The 16,993-nt window shown below is 68.0% G+C and carries 18 protein-coding genes and 2 pseudogenes; 7 read left to right on the top strand and 13 right to left on the bottom strand.

What is annotated here, in order from left to right:
- Window positions 1–30 precede the first annotated feature (30 nt).
- Window positions 31–861: a S1 family peptidase gene (locus tag FB475_RS22740; RefSeq protein ID WP_141858592.1), complete on the bottom strand. Its 831-nt coding sequence runs from the start codon at window positions 859–861 to the stop codon at window positions 31–33.
- Between the two features lie 268 nt (window positions 862–1,129).
- Here FB475_RS22740 and FB475_RS22735 point away from each other — a divergent pair, with 268 nt between their 5' ends.
- Together FB475_RS22735 and FB475_RS22730 are read left to right on the top strand one after the other, a co-directional pair.
- Window positions 1,130–2,626, top strand: coding sequence for an LCP family protein (locus FB475_RS22735; protein ID WP_141858591.1), 1,497 nt, complete (start codon window positions 1,130–1,132; stop codon window positions 2,624–2,626).
- A gap of 6 nt (window positions 2,627–2,632) precedes the next feature.
- Window positions 2,633–3,637 carry a glycosyltransferase family 2 protein gene (locus FB475_RS22730; protein ID WP_141858590.1) on the top strand — a complete coding sequence of 335 codons (1,005 nt, stop codon included), beginning with the start codon at window positions 2,633–2,635 and terminating at the stop codon, window positions 3,635–3,637.
- On the opposite strand, the gene FB475_RS22725 is transcribed toward FB475_RS22730, so the two are convergent.
- Genes FB475_RS22725 through FB475_RS22700 form a run of 6 tightly spaced genes read right to left on the bottom strand, consistent with a single transcriptional unit; the run spans window position 3,634 to window position 7,685 of the window.
- Window positions 3,634–4,398: an ABC transporter ATP-binding protein gene (locus FB475_RS22725; protein WP_238332349.1), complete on the bottom strand. Its 765-nt coding sequence runs from the start codon at window positions 4,396–4,398 to the stop codon at window positions 3,634–3,636. The two genes, FB475_RS22730 and FB475_RS22725, sit on opposite strands and share 4 nt — an antisense overlap.
- Window positions 4,391–5,281 (bottom strand): ABC transporter permease, encoded by an 891-nt coding sequence (locus FB475_RS22720; RefSeq protein ID WP_141858588.1) that lies wholly within the window; start codon window positions 5,279–5,281, stop codon window positions 4,391–4,393. Before FB475_RS22720 ends, FB475_RS22725 begins: the two co-directional genes overlap by 8 nt.
- Before the next feature lie 42 nt (window positions 5,282–5,323).
- Entirely contained in the window at window positions 5,324–6,031 is a 708-nt protein-coding gene (locus FB475_RS22715) for a tyrosine-protein phosphatase (protein WP_141858587.1), read from the bottom strand.
- Window positions 6,028–6,657 (bottom strand): hypothetical protein, encoded by a 630-nt coding sequence (locus tag FB475_RS22710; protein ID WP_141858586.1) that lies wholly within the window; start codon window positions 6,655–6,657, stop codon window positions 6,028–6,030. The genes FB475_RS22715 and FB475_RS22710 overlap by 4 nt, the downstream gene beginning before the upstream one ends.
- Before the next feature lie 18 nt (window positions 6,658–6,675).
- Window positions 6,676–6,999: an AzlD domain-containing protein gene (locus FB475_RS22705; RefSeq protein ID WP_141858585.1), complete on the bottom strand. Its 324-nt coding sequence runs from the start codon at window positions 6,997–6,999 to the stop codon at window positions 6,676–6,678.
- Window positions 6,996–7,685, bottom strand: a complete 690-nt coding sequence (locus tag FB475_RS22700; RefSeq protein ID WP_141858584.1) for an AzlC family ABC transporter permease — start codon at window positions 7,683–7,685, stop codon at window positions 6,996–6,998. The genes FB475_RS22705 and FB475_RS22700 overlap by 4 nt, the downstream gene beginning before the upstream one ends.
- 54 nt (window positions 7,686–7,739) lie before the next feature.
- Here FB475_RS22700 and FB475_RS22695 point away from each other — a divergent pair, with 54 nt between their 5' ends.
- The gene (locus FB475_RS22695; RefSeq protein ID WP_238332348.1) at window positions 7,740–8,315 is read left to right on the top strand and encodes a helix-turn-helix domain-containing protein; all 576 of its coding nucleotides are present in this window, start codon (window positions 7,740–7,742) and stop codon (window positions 8,313–8,315) included.
- On the opposite strand, the gene FB475_RS22690 is transcribed toward FB475_RS22695, so the two are convergent.
- A complete protein-coding gene (locus tag FB475_RS22690; protein ID WP_141858583.1) occupies window positions 8,312–9,496 on the bottom strand; it encodes an MFS transporter in 1,185 nt (394 codons plus the stop codon). The genes FB475_RS22695 and FB475_RS22690 overlap by 4 nt on opposite strands.
- A gap of 418 nt (window positions 9,497–9,914) precedes the next feature.
- Between FB475_RS22690 and FB475_RS22685 the strand changes: the two are divergent.
- A pseudogene (locus FB475_RS22685) lies at window positions 9,915–10,043 on the top strand (ricin-type beta-trefoil lectin domain protein); the annotation flags it as partial.
- 49 nt (window positions 10,044–10,092) lie between these two features.
- Here FB475_RS22685 and FB475_RS22680 read toward each other — a convergent pair.
- Window positions 10,093–10,923: an SAM-dependent methyltransferase gene (locus FB475_RS22680; RefSeq protein WP_141858581.1), complete on the bottom strand. Its 831-nt coding sequence runs from the start codon at window positions 10,921–10,923 to the stop codon at window positions 10,093–10,095.
- A 163-nt stretch (window positions 10,924–11,086) separates the two neighbouring features.
- Between FB475_RS22680 and FB475_RS22675 the strand changes: the two genes are divergently transcribed.
- The gene (locus FB475_RS22675; RefSeq protein WP_141858580.1) at window positions 11,087–11,974 is read left to right on the top strand and encodes a helix-turn-helix domain-containing protein; all 888 of its coding nucleotides are present in this window, start codon (window positions 11,087–11,089) and stop codon (window positions 11,972–11,974) included.
- Here the strand turns inward: FB475_RS22675 and FB475_RS22670 are convergent.
- Window positions 11,971–12,462, bottom strand: a complete 492-nt coding sequence (locus FB475_RS22670) for a winged helix-turn-helix transcriptional regulator (RefSeq protein WP_238332347.1) — start codon at window positions 12,460–12,462, stop codon at window positions 11,971–11,973. The genes FB475_RS22675 and FB475_RS22670 overlap by 4 nt on opposite strands.
- 128 nt (window positions 12,463–12,590) lie before the next feature.
- On the opposite strand from FB475_RS22670, the pseudogene FB475_RS38170 reads away from it, so the two are divergent.
- A pseudogene (locus FB475_RS38170) lies at window positions 12,591–12,914 on the top strand (GNAT family N-acetyltransferase); the annotation flags it as partial.
- Window positions 12,915–12,992: 78 nt separating this feature from the next.
- Here the strand turns inward: FB475_RS38170 and FB475_RS22660 are convergent.
- Together FB475_RS22660 and FB475_RS22655 are read right to left on the bottom strand one after the other, a co-directional pair.
- On the bottom strand, window positions 12,993–14,108 hold the full coding sequence (locus FB475_RS22660) for an epoxide hydrolase family protein (protein WP_141858579.1): 1,116 nt from the start codon (window positions 14,106–14,108) through the stop codon (window positions 12,993–12,995).
- Window positions 14,109–14,164: 56 nt separating this feature from the next.
- Window positions 14,165–14,806: a TetR/AcrR family transcriptional regulator gene (locus tag FB475_RS22655; protein ID WP_141858578.1), complete on the bottom strand. Its 642-nt coding sequence runs from the start codon at window positions 14,804–14,806 to the stop codon at window positions 14,165–14,167.
- A 97-nt stretch (window positions 14,807–14,903) separates the two neighbouring features.
- Between FB475_RS22655 and FB475_RS22650 the strand changes: the two genes are divergently transcribed.
- On the top strand, window positions 14,904–16,331 hold the full coding sequence (locus FB475_RS22650; RefSeq protein ID WP_238332346.1) for an MFS transporter: 1,428 nt from the start codon (window positions 14,904–14,906) through the stop codon (window positions 16,329–16,331).
- Window positions 16,332–16,393: 62 nt separating this feature from the next.
- Here the strand turns inward: FB475_RS22650 and FB475_RS22645 are convergent, their stop codons facing one another.
- Window positions 16,394–16,966 (bottom strand): dienelactone hydrolase family protein, encoded by a 573-nt coding sequence (locus FB475_RS22645; RefSeq protein ID WP_238332461.1) that lies wholly within the window; start codon window positions 16,964–16,966, stop codon window positions 16,394–16,396.
- Window positions 16,967–16,993 lie beyond the last annotated feature (27 nt).

Here is a 16,993-nt window from a genome sequence, read left to right as displayed (position 1 = left end):
ACGCATCATGCACCGAGTGTCAGCAGAGCGTCAGCGACGGCCGACCGGCTTCGGCAGTTGGCAACCGGACCTGCCCAGGTCGATCGTGCGGTTGGCGGTCAGGCAGGTGTAGAGCCACCAGGTCTGCTCGCCGTACGCGGCGCCCTGGTCGACCGTCACGTTGCCGTCGGCGTCGACCTCGCACGGATTGTTCACCGTGCATCGCTCGCCGTCCTCGTTGCCGGTGTTGTTGATCCCGATCATCTCCCCGGTGGAGGTGCTGACGACCGGCGATCCCGACGTACCGCCGATCGTCTCGCACCCGGGCTGCCGGTACTTGATCGAGTCCTGCCAGGTCCAGTCGCCCTCGCGGAGCTGCGGGATCGTGGCCTGCACCGAGCAGGTGTAGATCCGCTTCCAGTACCCCGAGACGACGGCCATGCCGGCGCCGTCGGCGGGGCCCTGCTTGGCCAGCGTCAGCGGAGTGACCTTCAGGCGGCTCCTGATCGAGGCGTAGCTCTCGTTCACCTCGTACACGATCAGGTCGGTCTTGGTCATCGTGCCGTACAGGATCTTGTCGGCGCGGACCGTACCGGCGCGACTGGAGTCCGGCTTCAGCAACGTGATCGACCGCGTCGAGGCCTTGTTCACCAGGACCTGTCCGGGCTGCAGGAAGCCGCCCTCGTAGCAGTGGCCGTTGGTGAGTACGAGCGCCTTGTCGGTGTCGACGGATTCGGCGTACCGGACGAGGGACGCGGAGCAGTTGCTCAGCGCGGCGATGCCGGTGAAGTCGGCGCCCGGAGCGGCTTGGGCGGCGCTGGTGCCGAGGAGGGTGGTGGTGGCGACCGCGGTCACGGCCAGGACTGTGCGGAAGAGTTTCATGGGGCGGTTTCCTCACTGTTTGTACTTAGAGGACTTCGTAACGCATCCTTCCGGCGCGGACCATCACAGCTCCGTGAAGCAGGGTGAGCGCAGGGGTTTTCCTGCGCTCCGTGTCCGGACTGCTACCCTTCGTCTCCGGATCCGCCCAGGTGCGAACCATCGGCGCCACCGGCACGTCGTACCAAGTGAAGAGAGGCAACCAGGTACGGTCGAGAGCATTATCAGACCGCCCGAACTGCGTTGAATTTCCTGCGAACGGAAGGACGTCATGCCGCAGGAGAAGCCAGACCTGCGCAATCTCCGCGAACCGGTCCGGTTCAAGCGGGCGCTGACACTGCTGTTGATGACGCTGATCCTGCCGGGATCGGCGCAGATCGTTGCGGGCAGCCGGAAGGCCGGTCGCTGGGCCTGGCGGGTCGTCGCCGGGCTGATCGCGGTCGTCGTGTTCCTGATCGTCCTGGGCCTGATCTGGCGCTCCGGGACGATCAACTTCCTGGCCCGGCCGAACACGCTGCGGCTGGTGCAGATCCTGCTGATCCTGCTCGCGGTCGGCTGGGCCGCGCTGTTCGTGGACGCGTACCGGATCAGCCAGCCGCTGATGCTCGAGCGCAACCACCGGCTGATCACCAGCATTCTCGACGGCGCACTGATCTTCGTCGTGGTGGGTGCGCTGATCTACGCGAGTGTGATCGTGAACACCCAGCGCGACTTCGTCGCCAGCGTGTTCGGCAGCGGCACCAAGTCGAAGGCCGACAAAGGCCGGTACAACGTGCTGCTGATGGGCGGCGACTCCGGCGCCGACCGGGTCGGTACCCGCCCGGACAGCATGACCGTGGCGAGCGTCGACGCGAACACCGGCCGGACCGTGCTGATCGGCCTCCCGCGCAACCTGGCCAAGGTGCCGTTCCCGGCCGGTACGGCGATGGCGAAGCAGTTCCCGGACGGCTTCAAGTGGAAGGACTGCGGCGCCCAGTGCCTGCTGAACGCCGTCTACACCTACGCCGTCGGCCACAAGAGTCTGTTCCCCGGCGACCCGAACCCCGGTGAGACCGCAACCACGCAGGCGATCGAGGCGGTCACCGGGCTGAAGATCAACTACTACGTACTGATCGACCTGGCCGGCTTCCGCGACCTGCTGAACGCGGTCGGCGGGATCACCCTGGACATCGGCAAGCGGGTCCCGATCGGCGGTGAGTCGACCCCGATCAAGGGCTACATCGAGCCGGGCAAGAACGTCCACCTGGACGGCTACCACGCGCTCTGGTTCGCCCGGTCGCGGGCCGAGTCGTCGGACTACGACCGGATGGCGCGGCAGAAGTGCGTGATGGCCGCGATGCTCAATCAGCTGTCGCCGTCGGTCGTGCTGACCAAGTTCCAGGCGATCGCCTCGGCCAGTAAAGAGGTGGTCAAGACCAGCATCCCGGCGAGCGAACTCGGTACCTTCACCGACCTCGCGCTGGACGCGAAGAAGCTGCCGGTGTCAAGCTTCTCCGCGGTCCCGCCGTTGATCCACACCAGTGACCCGGACTTCGCGCTGATCCGGGCCAAGGTCGCGGAGGCGATCGCGAAGTCCGAATCGCTGGACAAGGACGGCTCAGGAGGAGACGGTAAGACCTCGAACACTCCGCGTAGCACCAGCGCAACGCACGCTCCGAGCAGCACCACCACGAAGAAGCCGACTCACCACTCGACCGAGAAGCCGACCAGCTCTCCGACCACCCCCGCCGCCGGCGTCGACGACGTCGCCTCGATCTGTAAGGCCTGACCTGATATGCCGCTGTCCCACTGGCCACCCGTGTCCGTCGTGATGCCTGTGCTGAACGAGGAACGCCACCTCGAGGAGGCGGTCGGCCGCGTCCTCGACCAGGACTATCCAGGAGAGCTGGAAGTCGTGTTGGCGATCGGCCCGAGCAAGGACCGGACCGAGGAGATCGCAGGCAAGCTGGCCGAGAAGGACCACCGGATCACGATCGTGCCGAACCCGACCGGCAAGACCCCGGCCGCGCTGAACGTCGGCATCGCGCACGCCAAGCACGACATCCTGGTCCGGGTCGACGGGCACGGCGCGCTCACCGACGGCTACATCACCCGCGCTGTCGAGGTGCTGGACGAGAGCGGCGCGGACAACGTCGGCGGCGTGATGGCCGCCGAGGGCCGGACCCCGACCGAGATGGCGGTCGCCTGCGCGTACCGCTCCCGGCTCGGGCTGGGCGCGTCGACGTTCCACCAGGGCGGCAAGGCCGGCCCGGCCGACACCGTGTACCTCGGCGTGTTCCGGCGGGCCGCGCTGGAGCGGGTCGGCGGCTTCGACGAGACCATGCACCGCGCCCAGGACTGGGAGCTGAACTACCGGATCCGCAAGACCGGTGGCCTGATCTGGTTCAGCCCTGACCTGTCGGTGACGTACCGGCCGCGGTCCTCGCTGTCCGCGGTGGCCAAGCAGTTCTTCCACACCGGCCAGTGGCGCCGCGAGGTGATCCGCCGGCACCCGGAGACCGCCAGCAAGCGGTACCTGGCCCCGCCGGTCGCGGTGATCGGCCTGGCGGTCGGGACGATCCTCGGCATCATCGGCCTGGCCACCGGCATCAGCTGGCTCGACCTCGGCTTCCTGGCCCCGCTCGGGTACGCGCTGCTGCTGATCTTCGGCTCCGCGATGGAGGGCCGCTACCTGCCCTGGAAGGCGCTGTTCTGGATGCCGCTGGTCTGCGCCACCATGCACATCTCCTGGGGCCTCGGCTTCCTGATCGGCCTCCGCGAACGCCCGAAGGCGGTCTAACCAGCTCTGGTGGACTTGATGTAGGCCTCGACGACCTCCTCGACGGGGCCGTCGAGTTTCAGTACGCCGGCATCCAGCCAGAGCGCTCGGTTGCAGGTCTCCTGCACCACTTCCAGGCTGTGGCTGACCAGGAAGACCGTGCCGGCCTGGTCGCGGAGCTCCTTGATCTTGCGCTCCGAGCGGACCCGGAACTCGGCGTCCCCGGTCGCCAGCGCCTCGTCGACGAGCAGGATGTCGTGCGTCTTCGCGGACGCGATCGCGAACTTCAGCCGTGCCTGCATACCGGTCGAGTACGTCGACATCGGCAGGTCGATGAAGTCACCGATACCCGAGAACTCGACAATCTCGGCGTACCGGGCCTGCGTCTCGGCCGGGGACATGCCCATCGCGAGGCAGCCCAGGACGACGTTCCGCTCGCCGGTCAGGTCGTTCATCATCGCCGCGTTGACGCCGAGCAGCGACGGCCGGCCGCCGGTGTAGACGACGCCGGACGCGGGCGGTAGCAGGCCGGCGATCGCGCGCAGCATCGTCGACTTGCCGGAGCCGTTGCGGCCGATGACGCCGATCGCGTCGCCCTTGTAGGCGGTGAAGCTGACGTTCTTGACCGCGTGCACCTCGCGGATCGTCGGCCGGTCCTGGCGCTTGATGATCCGGCGCAGCGCGGTCGCCGCCGTACCCTTGCCGCCCTGGCCCGCGATCACCTTGTAGATGATGTCCAGCTGGTCGGCGATGACCGTCGGTTCAGCCTCTGCATCAACCACGGCCATAACGATCCTCCGCCCGCCAGAAGTACCAGAGCCCGCCGGCCAGCATCACGAACGCCCAGACGGTCGCGATCGACCACGCGTGCGGCAGCTCGTTCTTCAGATGCTCGTGCAGCAACGCCCGCCGGACGACGTCGATGTACGCCGAGATCGGGTTGAACGCCAGTACCTGGACGACCCAGCCCGGCGCGTGCAGCTGGGAGAGCTTGTACGGCAGCGAGAAGAAGATCCCGGACGCGTACAGCCAGGTGCGCGTGATGAACGGCAGCAGCTGGCTGATGTCGGTGACGAACGTACCGATCCGCGCGAAGACCAGGGTGATGCCGACGTTGAACATCACCTGCAGCAACATCGCGGGGACGATCATCAGCCATCGCCAGGTGGGACCGTCGGTGAAGCCTACGACCAGGAACAACAGGCCCATCGAGATCAGCATCTGGTTCAGCTCGTTGAGCACGTAGGCGAGCGGCAGCGTCGCGCGCGGGAAGTGCAGCGTGCGGATCAGCGACAGGTTCAAGGCCAGCGAGCGCGACCCTTCGGTCATGCAGCGCTGGGTGAACGTGAACACGAACACCCCGCTGAGCAGGAACGCGACGTAGTTGTCGATCCCGTTCTTCGTCCCGAGCAGCACACCGAACGCGAGGTAGTACACCCCGGCGTTCAGCAGCGGCGTGAGGATCTGCCAGATCGAGCCGAGGCGGGCCCCGGCGTACATGGCATAGGTGCGTGCGGTGGCGTAACTGACGACGAACTTTCGACGGCTCCACAGCTCGCGAAGGTACGAACCGAAGGGAGGGCGGAGCGAGCTCTTGGTGAGTCCGTAGCGTTCGGCCAAAGCCGCCGGGTCGGACACCCCGGTCGGCGTTGCTGCGACAGGCATTGCGCCAATGTACTGCGGTGTGTGACGCGTTGGTGACGGAGGTCAGCCCACTAAGCGGGCTTTCAGCTTGCTGAGGTCGTTATCAGTGATACCACCGAGCCGCAGGTATGCTTCCGGGCCGCCGTACTCGGTGTCCAGATGGCGCAGGATCGCGACGATCGACTCGGCCCGGGTGTCGCGGAACTCGAGCATTTCCGGGTGTTTCGAGGTGTCGGGCTCGGCCGCGAGCTGCTCCTCCAGCCAGGGCGCCAACCGGGACTGGGTGAGGTAGTAGTCCGCGACGATCTCCTCCTCCGGTACGCCGGCGACGCTGAGCGCGAGCGCGACGACCATGCCGGTGCGGTCCTTGCCGCCGTGGCAGTGCACCACTACCGCGCCGTCCTGCTCGTCGGCGATCGCCTTGACCGCGGCGGCGAACAACTCGGGGCGCCGGTCGAGCATCCAGGTGCACGCTTCGACGATCGTCGCCCGGCCGTGGTCCGGATCGGCCGGGTCTTGTAAGGACTGCCGGACGGCGAGAGGTGTTCCGGTGAACGGTGTGGGGAACGCCGCCACCTCGCCGTCGCCGCGCAGATCGAGGATGCGGCCCACCCCTGCTCGTCGTACGGCCTCGACCCCGTCTTCGGTCAGGTACTGCAGGCTGTCCGCGCGGATCAGCACACCCGATCGGATCACCCGGCCGTCGGAGGTGCGCAGGCCGCCGACATCACGGACGTTCCGGCAGCCGGGCCAGTCGAGGTCCACGGTCACCGGTCCTGTGGGCGGCCGGGGTTCGGGCCCGGGTTGTACGGCGGATAGCCGTAGTTCGGTGGCTGTGGCGGATAGTTGCCTAGGGCACCTGGTTGCCCGGGATAGGTGGTGGGTGGACGGCGGTTGCGGCGGATCAGGCCGATGACGAGGAACACGACGCCGAGCCCGATGAAGATCAGCAGCGAGAAGACCGTACCGAGGATCGACACCACGAACGCGATCACCGAGAACTTCGGCCCGGCGGCGTACGTCGCGCTGGTCTCGCCGTCGGTGCAGGAGATGCTGTAATCCCCCGCCGGTACGGGCTTCGCCGACCGCGCGACGACGTACCAGCTCCTGCCGTTGATCGTGACGGTCTCCGACCCGTTGTCCTTCTTCAGCGGTACGTCGTTCCCGTTCGCGTCCTGCGCCGAACACGGCGGGCCGAGCACCGGGATCGACGAGTAGATCGTCAGCCCCTCGTGGTTCAGGTGCACCCGCCCGTTCTCGATCGGCTGCGGCGAGCGCGGCGCCGTGACGACGATCCGCCACGCGAAGAAGCCGGCCAGGAGTACGCCGACGACGAGACAGGCGATGCCGATCATCGGCAGAATCGACTTCCGGGGCGCAGCGGGCTGCATCGTCATACCTGCACGGTAGCGCGGTTACGGCACCCCGAGCAGACGAAGTCCGGCCGCCGTAGCGGCGGCAGCCACCACCACCAGAACGAACGGTGCTTTCCGCCACGCGAGGACTCCGCCGACGAGTACCCCGGCGGGGCGCGCGATGCCGGCAGGTCCGTGGCCGTCGGTCAGTGCGGACGTGGCGACAAGGGCGGTGAGAAGGACGATCGCGGCGACCGCCAGGAGTTGCTGGATCCGTTCCGGGACCTCGAAGCGGCTCCGCAACGCCGGGCCGGCGAACCGTAGCGAAAAGGTGCCGACGGCAAGCACTCCGATACCGACGAGGAGTAGAGGTGTGTTGGTCATCGGGTTGCCTCCTCGACAGCCGGCTTGTCGGACCGGTAGCACAGCAGACCGAGCAGCGCCAGCAGCACCGGCAGGCCCGCGGGCAGGAACGGCGTTGCCACCAACGCGATCACGACGCCGACGAGCGCCGCCGTCCGCGTCCGGCGATCACGCAACGAGGGCAGGACGAGGGCCATCAACACGGCCGGGAACGCGGCATCCAACCCGAAGACATCGGTGTCGGTGATCACCGAACCGGCCAGCCCGCCGATCACGACGCCGATGTTCCAGCAGACGAAGATGCCGATGCCGCCGGCCCAGTACGCCGCCCGCTGCCGCTCGAGTTCGTCCTGCCCCATCGCGAACGCGACGTTCTCGTCGGTCATCACGTGACTGCCGGGCCAGCGCTTCCACCCGCGACCGATGACGTCGCTCACCGCCAGCCCGAACGGGATGTGCCGGGTGTTCACCAGCAGCCCCGCGACCATCGCGGCGATCGGGCTGCCGCCGGCTGCCACGATCCCGACGAACAGGAACTGTGACGCGCCCGCGAACACCACGATCGACAGCAGGATCGGCACCCACAACGGCAGTCCGCCGCCGACGCTGATCGCGCCGTACGACAGGCCCACGACACCGTCGGCCAGACACACCAGCGCGATGTCGCGGGCCAACCCACGGTCCAGTGTTCGCCAAATCGAACGCATGGGCACTATGATGAACACCATCCCGCCCGTTCGTCAAGCCGAACAATCGGACCGATGGAGCGAACACGAGCTATGGACAGCACCCGAGCACCGCTGGACGTCATCGCCGCCTCCCTGCGCAGGCACCGCGCTCGCGCCGGACTTTCGCTCACCGAGGTAGCGAAGCGGGCCGGCGTGGCCAAGTCCACGCTGTCTCAGCTGGAGTCCGGCACCGGGAACCCGAGCGTGGAAACTCTGTGGGCGCTCGCCGTCGCACTCGATACTCCGTTCGCCGCGCTGCTCGACCCACCGCGCCCGAAGGTGCAGATCATCCGCGCCGGCGAAGGCCCGGCGATCTACTCCGACCAGGCCGACTACAGCGCCACGCTGGTCGCGTCCAGCCCGCCGAACGCCCGCCGCGACCTGTACCGGATCGTCGCCTCTCCCGGCCCCGGCCGGAAGTCTGATCCGCATATGCCGGGGGTCGTCGAACACGTCATCCTCGCCTCCGGCCGCGCTCTGGTCGGCCCGCAGGACGATCCGGTCGAACTCAACCCCGGCGACTATGTCGCGTACCCCGGCGACCTGCCGCACCTCTTCCAGGCCCTCGAGGAGAACACCTCCGCGACGCTCGTCTCGGAGCATGTCTAATCGCGTTTGAGCTGCCACCCGACAGCAACCAGCGCCGTCGCCCCGGCCACACCGCAGACCACGGCGATCGCGGTCGGCAGCGAGTACGCGTCGCTCAGCAGACCTGTTGAGATGGCGGTCGCGGCCACGCCCAGGTACACACAGGTCAGGAACGCGGCGGTCACCTCGCCACGGCGGGCCTCTGGTGCGAGCTGATTGACCTCCGCCTGCGAGCCGAAGTACGTCAGACCGAGTCCGGCACCGGCGAACAGGGCCGCGGCGACGACCAGGAGCAGCGACTTCGCCGGGAAGGCGCCGACCAGCGCGGCAAGGCCGACGACCAGCGATCCGAGTCCCGCGGCCTGCGCCTTTCGCGGCGGTAGCTGCATCCGGACCGAGACCGCCTGGACCGCGCATGCGGCGATAAGCATCATCGCCGGGACAGCTCCGAGCAAGGCCAGGTTGTGATTGTGCAGCAGCTGCGCGGTGTACGACGGTACGACGGACAGGAAGAGTCCACCGACCGCCCAGACGGTCGCACCACTCAGGCTCGCGCGGGCGAAGTCGGCCCGGATCTCCGGCGGTACGGACGGACGCTGCGGACGCCAGCGGCCGCTGACCGGTTCGCGCGGCAGCCGGGAGACGGCGATCGCCGTGAGGACAGTGAGCACCAGCCCGACGGCGTACGGAAGTTGCCGTGGGTACGGCGCCCATTCGGCCAGCGCACCGGCCACCAACGGCCCGGCCGCGCTGCCGCCGCTCTGTGCCAGCACCGTGGCGAGCGCCGCCTTGCCGCGGTCGTCATCCGGCTCGAACTCAACCAGCGCCGCGGCCGCCGTTCCCGCGGTCGCACCCAGCGCGATCCCCGCCGCGATCCGGCCGGCGAAGAGCCAGGCGGTGCCCTGCGCCGCCGCGAGCAGGACGAGTCCGACCGCGCCGAGACTCAGTCCGCCGATCAGCACCCGCGACCGCCCGACCTGGTCCGACAACTGACCGAACACCATCAACGAAGGCACCAGAACGGCCATGTAGACAGCAAAGATCAGCGTCAGCTCGGTCCCGGAAAACCCGAACCGCTCCCGATAGACGCCATACAGCGGCGTCGGCAGATTCCCATCGAACAACAACACCAACAACGCAACAGCCGTCACCACAAACGGCCCGCGCCGCCCCGTTCCGATCCGCTGCACTGCACTACTCATCTCACCCAAAGTGCCCGTCCAGCTCCATCACAAACCGCACGGTCGAGTACCGGATGACGATCAGCAACTCGCCCGGTCGTGCGAACGTCTACTGGGCCAACCAGTTCGGCTTCACCGGCGGTGACGTCGGCGGGTACACCGGCATGCAGCTACCGCGACGGCGGCGGCATGTTCCTGTACTCACTCTGGAACTCGACCGACTGGAAGGCCGGCGACGCCGGCACGTACTGCATCAAGTTCCAGGAGGACGGCACCGGTGGCAGCTGCCGCCTCGACAAGGCACCGACGCCCGGCCACACCTACGCATTCGCTGTCGCGAGCGAAGGCGGCGGCTGGTACGGGGTGACCGTTCGCGACGTCACCGCCGGAACGTCGTTCAAACTCGGCAGCCTGCAGACCGGATCCGGCAACCAATCAGCAGTGGACGATGCCCGGCGACGGCACGATCCGCAGCGGGGGTCGCTGCCTCACCGCACCTGTTGCCCTCGGCAACCCAGTGACCGTTGCCGCCTGCAACAACTCGGCGGCGCAACGCTGGACGTTCTGAGGAACGCAAAACGGGGCGCCCTGGACCAGGGCGCCCCGCAGTTGCGAACTCAGAGTTTGCGGCCGACCGCGCCGACGATGCACTCCTCGACCTGGTTCAGCGGCTTGATCCGCGGGCCGTCCGGCCACCACTCGTCGCAGAGCACCAGGCCCGGCTCGACCAGCTCCTGGCCCGGGAAGAACGTCATCAGCTCGGCGCGGGTGCGGAACCGGCCGCTACCCATCGGGCTGTGGATGAACTTGTCCTCCATCTTCTGGGCGACCGCGGAGTGCTCGGGAGTCTCCGGGTCGTAGAAGTGCGAAATCACCGTGTACGAACCGGGCACCACCGCGTCGATGTACTTCTGCATGATCTGCGCACCCTCGTCGCCGATGTAGTGGTGCAGCGTGCCGGCCTGGATCACGGCGATCGGCTGGTCGAAGTCGAGGAACTTGCGGACCTCGGGGTTGCCGAGCACCTCGTCGGGGTCGAAGATGTCCGCGCTGACGAACAGCGTGTTCTCGTTCTCCTCGAGCAGTGCGCGGCCGTGCGCCAGCACCACCGGGTCGTTGTCGATGTAGAGCACCTTGGCCTCGGGCTGGATCCGCTGCACCACCTGGTGGGTGTTCTCAGCGGTGGGCAGACCGGATCCACAGTCCAGGTACTGCGTGATCCCCGCCTGGCCGGCCAGGAACCGGCACGCGCGGATCAGGAAGTTCCGGTTCGACCAGGCCAGGTCCTGGGCCTGCGGCGCGGCCGCCTGGACCCCACGCAATACCTCGCGGTCGACCTCGAAGTTGTCCTTGCCGCCCAGGAAGGCGTCGTACACCCGCGCGATGCTGGCCCGGCTGGTGTCGACACCGACCGGAACTGAGCTTGGCGCTTTGGTGGCATCGACCATCGGTGAACCTCGCAGAGAGTGATCGGGGAAGTCTGTGCGGGAGACTCTACCGAGAGTACGGCGCGCTGAACACACCGTGTCGGCGGCTACGAGTAGACATAGTCACGATCCGTTGTGAAATGATCAACTGCTGCACCGAATCACTGCTGCTGGGAGGCCAGAGGTGACCGAGCCGGGGGCGTACAGCGGCCCGACCGCTCAGCGCATCATCCTCGGCACCCACCTGCGCCGGTTGCGCGAGGCCGCCAACATCAGCCGGACCGAGGCCGCCTGGGAGATCCGCGGATCCGAGTCCAAGATCAGCCGGCTCGAGCTCGGCCGGGTCGGATTCAAGGTCCGCGACGTCGACGACCTGCTGACGTTCTACAAGCTCGAGGACGAGAACGAGCGCGAACGCCTGCTCACCCTGGCCCGGCAGGCGAACGACCCCGGTTGGTGGCAGCGCTACGACGACCTGACGCCGGCCTGGTTCCACGACTATCTCGGCCTGGAGATGGCGGCCGATCTCATTCGTACGTTCGAGTTGCAGTTCGTCCCCGGCCTGCTGCAGACCCCGGAGTACGCGAAGGCCGTGATCCAGCTCGGCCGGCAGGACGTCCCGCTGCCGAAGGCCGAGGTCGATCGCCTGGTGTCGTTGCGAATGAGCCGCCACGAAGTGCTGACGCGGCAGCGACCCGCACGGCTGTGGGCAGTGCTGGACGAGTCGGTGCTGCGGCGTCCGATCGGCAGCCCGCAGATCCTGCGCAACCAGCTCGAGTACCTGATCGAGGCGTCCCGGCGGCACAACGTCACGCTGCAGATCATTCCGTTCGACAAGGGCGGGTACACCGCGACCGGTGGCGCGTTCACGCTGCTCCGGTTCAACGACCCGGACCTGCCCGACATCGTCTACATCGAACACTTGACCAGCGCGGTGTACCTCGACAAGCGCGAGGAGCTCGACACGTACGTCGTCACGATGGACGCGGTGTCGATCACCGCGGCCCAGCCGCGCGACACCGAGACACTGATCCGGCGCGCGATCGAACGCCTCGACGAGACAACGAACTAACGCCGTTGCGCGCCCGGCCCCGGGCGGAACGCGACCTCGCGAGGCGCCGGTTCGTGGCCGGCTTCGCATTTCATCACCACGCTGACGCGTTCGCCGCAGTCGCCGCGGTGCCGGGGCTCGATCGGCGGGCCGGCGTCGAGCGGGAGGTACTCGTCGGCCCACTGCACCATCGCGACCAGCACCGGGTACAGGTCCATGCCGGCCTGCGTCAACCGGTACTCCGAGCGCTCGCGCTGCCCCGGCAGCCGGTACGGGTGCCGGCGGATCAGGCCGCGCTCGATCAGCGCCGCGAGCCGCTCGGTCAGCACCTGGCGCGGGATGCCCGCGCGGGCCCGGATGTCCTCGAACCGGCGCACCCCGACGAAGAGCTCACGCAGTACGTGGAAAGTCCACTTGTCGCCGAGGATCTCCATCGTCCGGGAAATCGTGCAGTTCTCGGTGGACCACTGCATCGCTTCCGGGACCTGTTCGCTCACTGCCATGCTCATGTGATCGATGATAAGTCCGCTTGACAGACTCAGCCAAGCCGAGCAAGGCTGAATCCGTGAACCAGACTCAGACGGGACCGCCACTCGTCCGCCGCGCCGGTGAACCCGACGCGGACGAACTGGCCAGGATGCTCACCGGGCTGACCGATCTCAGCCGCTACTTCCGGTTCCAGACCGCGATCGGTACGCCGCCGCGGGCCGCGCTCCTGCTCCGGATGCTGTGCCCGACCGGCGCGGCGTTCGTCGCGACCCGCGCCGAGACCATCGTCGGACATGCCATGTGGGCCTGGGCGCCGGGCGCGGAAACCGCCGAACTGGCCGCCGTGATCGCGGAGGACGAGCAGCGCCGCGGGCTCGGCGTACGGATGCTCTCGGTGGCCGCCGCCGACGCGATCGCGGCCGGCGCACGGTACTTCCTGTTCGTGGTCAGTGCGGCCAACGAACGCTCGATCCGGATGGTTCGGCGTCGCTGGCCGGACGCCACCGTCGAACGTGACGGGACCTTGCTCAGCTTTGTCGCTCCCGCCCGGCTACCGGACGAGCCGGAAGAACGTGCGGATGTCGTCGACCAGCAGGTCGGGCGCCTCGAGGGCGGCGAAGTGCCCGCCGCGGGCGAACTCCGACCAGTGGACGATCCGGTGCCGGCGTTCTAGTACGCGGCGGATCGCCGGATCGGTCGGGAACACGGCGATTCCGGTCGGTACGCCGGGCCGCAGGTCGTCGGCCGCGCGCCTGTTCTCGAAGTACAGGTTCGCGGAAGTCGCGCTGGTGTTGGTGAACCAGTAGATCGACACGTCGGTCAGCACGTGGTCGAGGTCGACCGCGTCCTCGGGGAGTTCACGCGCCGGGTCGGTCCACTCCCAGAACTTCTCCAGGATCCAGGCCAGCTGGCCGACGGGTGAGTCGCTCAGCCCGAACGAAACCGTTTGTGGACGGGTTCCTTGCAGGTCGGCGTACCCCGTCCCGACCGCGCGCAACCGCTCCGCCGCGGCCAGCCGTTGGCGTTCCGCATCGGTCGTTACGTCACCGGCCCGCACCTCCGGGTACGCCAATCCCCCGTTGATGTGGACTCCGACGACGTTGTCCGGGTCGAGCTGCCCGACGAGTGGCGAGACGACCGAGCCTGTGTCCCCACCTTGGGCGCCGTACCGCTCGTAGCCCAGGCGATGCATCAGCTCCACCCAGGCGCCGGCGATCCGTCCGTGGTTCCACCCGTCCGTCAACGGAATCGAGAAACCGTGTCCCGGGACGGACGGTGCGACCACGTGGAACGCTTCACGCGCGTCTCCGCCGTACGCGACCGGATCCGTCAGCGGCCCCAGTACGTCGAGGAATTCCGCGACCGATCCGGGCCAGCCGTGCGTGAGGATCAACGGCAACGCGTCCGGCTCCGGCGAACGGACGTGCAGGAAATGCACGGTCTGCCCATCGATGTCCGTCGTGTACTGCGGAAACGCGTTCAACCGCGCCTCCCACGCCCGCCAGTCGTAGGTCACCCACCGCTCGACCACCCGCCGCAGGTAATCGACCGGCACACCCCGCTCCCACCCACCAGGTAGTTGCCGAGCCCAACGAACCCGCCGCAACCGCTCCCGCAGCTCAGCAACCTCCCCCTCCGGCACCGAAACCCGAAACTCAGAGATCATCCAGCGCACTGTAGTCGCGTGCTCAGCCTTCGACGAGCAGGCGCCGACCATCAGGGTCAGGTGGTGACTGGGGCGGTCAGCATGCCGACGATTCCGTCGATGAGGCCGTTGGCCATTTCCTCCCAGGTGGCGCGGGCTGTCGGACGGCCCTCGGCGAGCGCGAGTTCGAACTCGGCCGTCATCTGGATGATCAGGTGACGCGCCATGTCGCCGCGCTCCAGCCGCACCTCCGACGGCAGGTCCGCGAGCCCCGCTGCCAGCCCCTCGACGACCCGGGTCAGTGAGGGGGAACTCAGCGACTCCTCCAGCTGGATCTCCCGCAGCGCCGGATCGTTCATCAGCTGCGCACTGAACCGCGCCAGCCAACTCGGCGTACCCAGGCTTCCCATGTGATCCGTCGCCGACCGCACCAGCACCGTCACCCAGTCCCGTACGTCGGGATCCGGGCCGAGCTCCGCCAGCAGCTCCCGTCGCCGCGCCTCGACCGGTTGCGCATGTTTGCGGACGATCGCCCGCACCAGATCGGTCTTCGTGCCGAAGTGGTACCCGACCGCGGTGTTGTTGCCCTGCCCGGCCGCCTCGCTGATCTGCCGGTTCGACACCTCGTGCACGCCCCGCTCGGCGAACATCCGCTCCGCCGTCGCCATGATCAGCTCGCGGGTCGCGTTCACGCGCGAGGCCCGGACCTCCTTCGCCATCACCACAGCTTCTCTCGGGAACTTGTTTAAGTCAACTGCCTGACTTAGTCTTTTGGTTGCAGAAACCAACTATCTAGTTCAGCCACAGGAGGCTGTCGTGTCCACTCCATCCGTGCGCACCCAGGCCGTCGTGCCGGTGCTCGCCTCGGCCGGGATCACGGTCGCGTTGATGCAGACCCTGGTGATCCCGCTCGTTCCCGAGCTGCCGCGGCTCTTGCATGCGTCGGCCTCCGGGACCGCCTGGGCGATCACCGCCACCCTGCTCGCGGCCGCGGTCGCGACGCCGATCATGGGCCGCCTCGGCGACATGTACGGCAAGCGCCGGATGCTGCTGATCAGCGTCGGCATGCTCGTCCTCGGCTCGGTGGTCGCCGCGCTGAGCAGCTCGCTGACGCCGATGGTCATCGGCCGCGCGCTGCAGGGCCTGGCATCCGGCGTGATCCCGCTCGGCATCAGCATCATGCGCGACGAGCTGCCGTCCGAGAAGGTGGGTACGGCGGTCGCGCAGATGAGCGCCTCACTCGGTGTCGGCGGCGCGCTCGGCCTGCCCGCGGCCGCGCTGCTGGCCGAGAACTTCAACTGGCACACGCTGTTCTGGGTGGCGGCCGGCCTCGGCGTGATCGTCTTCGGGCTGGTGCTGCGGTTCGTGCCGGAGTCGTCGGTACGTTCCGGCGGCCGGTTCGACCTGCTCGGCGGCCTCGGGCTGTCGATCGGGCTGATTTCGTTGCTGCTGGCAATCTCCCAGGGATCGAGCTGGGGCTGGACCGGCGGCCGTACGGTCGGCCTGTTCGTCCTCGCCGTCGTCGCGCTGCTCGCCTGGGGCTGGTGGGAGCGCCGTACCACCGAGCCGCTCGTCGACCTGCGCACCACCGCGCGCCCGCAGGTGCTGCTGACCAACCTGGCGTCGATGGTGTTCGGATTCGCGATGTTCGCGATGTCGCTGGTCCTGCCGCAGCTGCTGCAGATGCCCAAGGCAACGGGATTCGGCCTCGGTCAGTCGATGCTCGCGTCCGGTCTGGTGATGGGCCCGTCGGGTCTGATCATGCTGGTCGCGGCGCCGTTCTCGGCGAAGATCTCGAAGACCCGCGGCCCGAAGGTGACGCTGATGCTCGGCGCACTCGTGGTCGCCCTCGGGTACGGCGTGGGCAGTGTGCTGATGGGTTCGGTCTGGGAGCTCGTCCTGGTGTCGCTGCTGATCGGCGCCGGTATCGGTCTGGCGTACGGCGCGATGCCGGCGCTGATCATGTCCGCCGTACCGGTCTCGGAAACCGCGGCGGCGAACAGCTTCAACACGTTGATGCGCTCGATCGGTACGTCCGTGTCGAGTGCGGTGGCCGGTGTGATCCTGGCGAACCTGACGATCAGCCTCGGCGGCTACACCCTGCCTTCGCAGACCGGCTTCCGGGTCGTCCTGTTGATCGGCGCCGGCGCGGCCCTCACCGCCCTGGCGGTCGCGTCCTTCATCCCGGGCCGCCACGCAGTGGCCGAGACTCCGGCGATCGAGGCGGAGGCCGTCGCCGGCTAGCGGGTCGTTTGCCGGATGGCGGGTTGTAACGCGTCAGGGGCGAGACAACCCGTCAGCGGCGGCTAGGCGAGGAAGTCCAGCGTGCGCTGGAGGAGGAGCTTGGCAGCGGCTTCGTCGTAGCCCGGCAGGGAGGAATCGGCAAACAGGTGCTCCTTGCCGGGGTAGAGGAACAATTCGACCGAACTGTTGGCGGCGACCAGGGCGCGAGCGGCGTCCATGTCGCCGCCCTCCTCGGCGAAGAACGGGTCCTCCCCCATCGCATGCACCTGCGCCGGCACACCTTCGGGCCATCCGCCGAACTCCTCCGCCGGCAGACACGAGTAGAAGAACAACCCGCCGACCGCTCCCGGACGGGTCTGCGTGAGCTGCTGGGCAGGTACGACGCCGAGCGAGAACCCGGCGTACACGACATCGGCCGGCAGGTCCTGCGCCGCCGCGACGCCGCGCTCCGCGATCGTCCCGAAGCCGGTCGCCTGCGCGTACTCCATCCCCTCCTCGAGGGTCGCGTAGGTGTTGCCCTCGTACAGATCCGGCGTGTGCACGGTGTGGCCCGCCTGCCGAAGCTGGTCGGCGAACGCCTTCACCCCGTCGGTCAGCCCCTGCGCGTGGTGGTACAGCACGACCTCGGCCATCATCAGCTCCAATGATCCAAATATCTCGAA

Source organism: Kribbella jejuensis (assembly GCF_006715085.1).
GTDB classification, from domain to species: domain Bacteria; phylum Actinomycetota; class Actinomycetes; order Propionibacteriales; family Kribbellaceae; genus Kribbella; species Kribbella jejuensis.
This window is presented reverse-complemented; position numbering and strand designations above follow the sequence as displayed.

What these genes read in the sequence shown, in the direction of transcription:
- FB475_RS22720 (WP_141858588.1), bottom strand. Translation starts at nt 5,281, where the DNA reads ATGCCTGTCGCAGCAACGCCGACCGGGGTGTCCGACCCGGCGGCTTTG.
- FB475_RS22695 (WP_238332348.1), top strand. Translation starts at nt 7,740, where the DNA reads ATGGAGCGAACACGAGCTATGGACAGCACCCGAGCACCGCTGGACGTC.
- FB475_RS22735 (WP_141858591.1), top strand. Translation starts at nt 1,130, where the DNA reads ATGCCGCAGGAGAAGCCAGACCTGCGCAATCTCCGCGAACCGGTCCGG.
- FB475_RS22680 (WP_141858581.1), bottom strand. Translation starts at nt 10,923, where the DNA reads ATGGTCGATGCCACCAAAGCGCCAAGCTCAGTTCCGGTCGGTGTCGAC.
- FB475_RS22660 (WP_141858579.1), bottom strand. Translation starts at nt 14,108, where the DNA reads ATGATCTCTGAGTTTCGGGTTTCGGTGCCGGAGGGGGAGGTTGCTGAG.
- FB475_RS22705 (WP_141858585.1), bottom strand. Translation starts at nt 6,999, where the DNA reads ATGACCAACACACCTCTACTCCTCGTCGGTATCGGAGTGCTTGCCGTC.
- FB475_RS22655 (WP_141858578.1), bottom strand. Translation starts at nt 14,806, where the DNA reads ATGGCGAAGGAGGTCCGGGCCTCGCGCGTGAACGCGACCCGCGAGCTG.
- FB475_RS22740 (WP_141858592.1), bottom strand. Translation starts at nt 861, where the DNA reads ATGAAACTCTTCCGCACAGTCCTGGCCGTGACCGCGGTCGCCACCACC.
- FB475_RS22730 (WP_141858590.1), top strand. Translation starts at nt 2,633, where the DNA reads ATGCCGCTGTCCCACTGGCCACCCGTGTCCGTCGTGATGCCTGTGCTG.
- FB475_RS22645 (WP_238332461.1), bottom strand. Translation starts at nt 16,966, where the DNA reads ATGATGGCCGAGGTCGTGCTGTACCACCACGCGCAGGGGCTGACCGAC.
- FB475_RS22700 (WP_141858584.1), bottom strand. Translation starts at nt 7,685, where the DNA reads ATGCGTTCGATTTGGCGAACACTGGACCGTGGGTTGGCCCGCGACATC.
- FB475_RS22710 (WP_141858586.1), bottom strand. Translation starts at nt 6,657, where the DNA reads ATGACGATGCAGCCCGCTGCGCCCCGGAAGTCGATTCTGCCGATGATC.
- FB475_RS22670 (WP_238332347.1), bottom strand. Translation starts at nt 12,462, where the DNA reads ATGAGCATGGCAGTGAGCGAACAGGTCCCGGAAGCGATGCAGTGGTCC.
- FB475_RS22690 (WP_141858583.1), bottom strand. Translation starts at nt 9,496, where the DNA reads ATGAGTAGTGCAGTGCAGCGGATCGGAACGGGGCGGCGCGGGCCGTTT.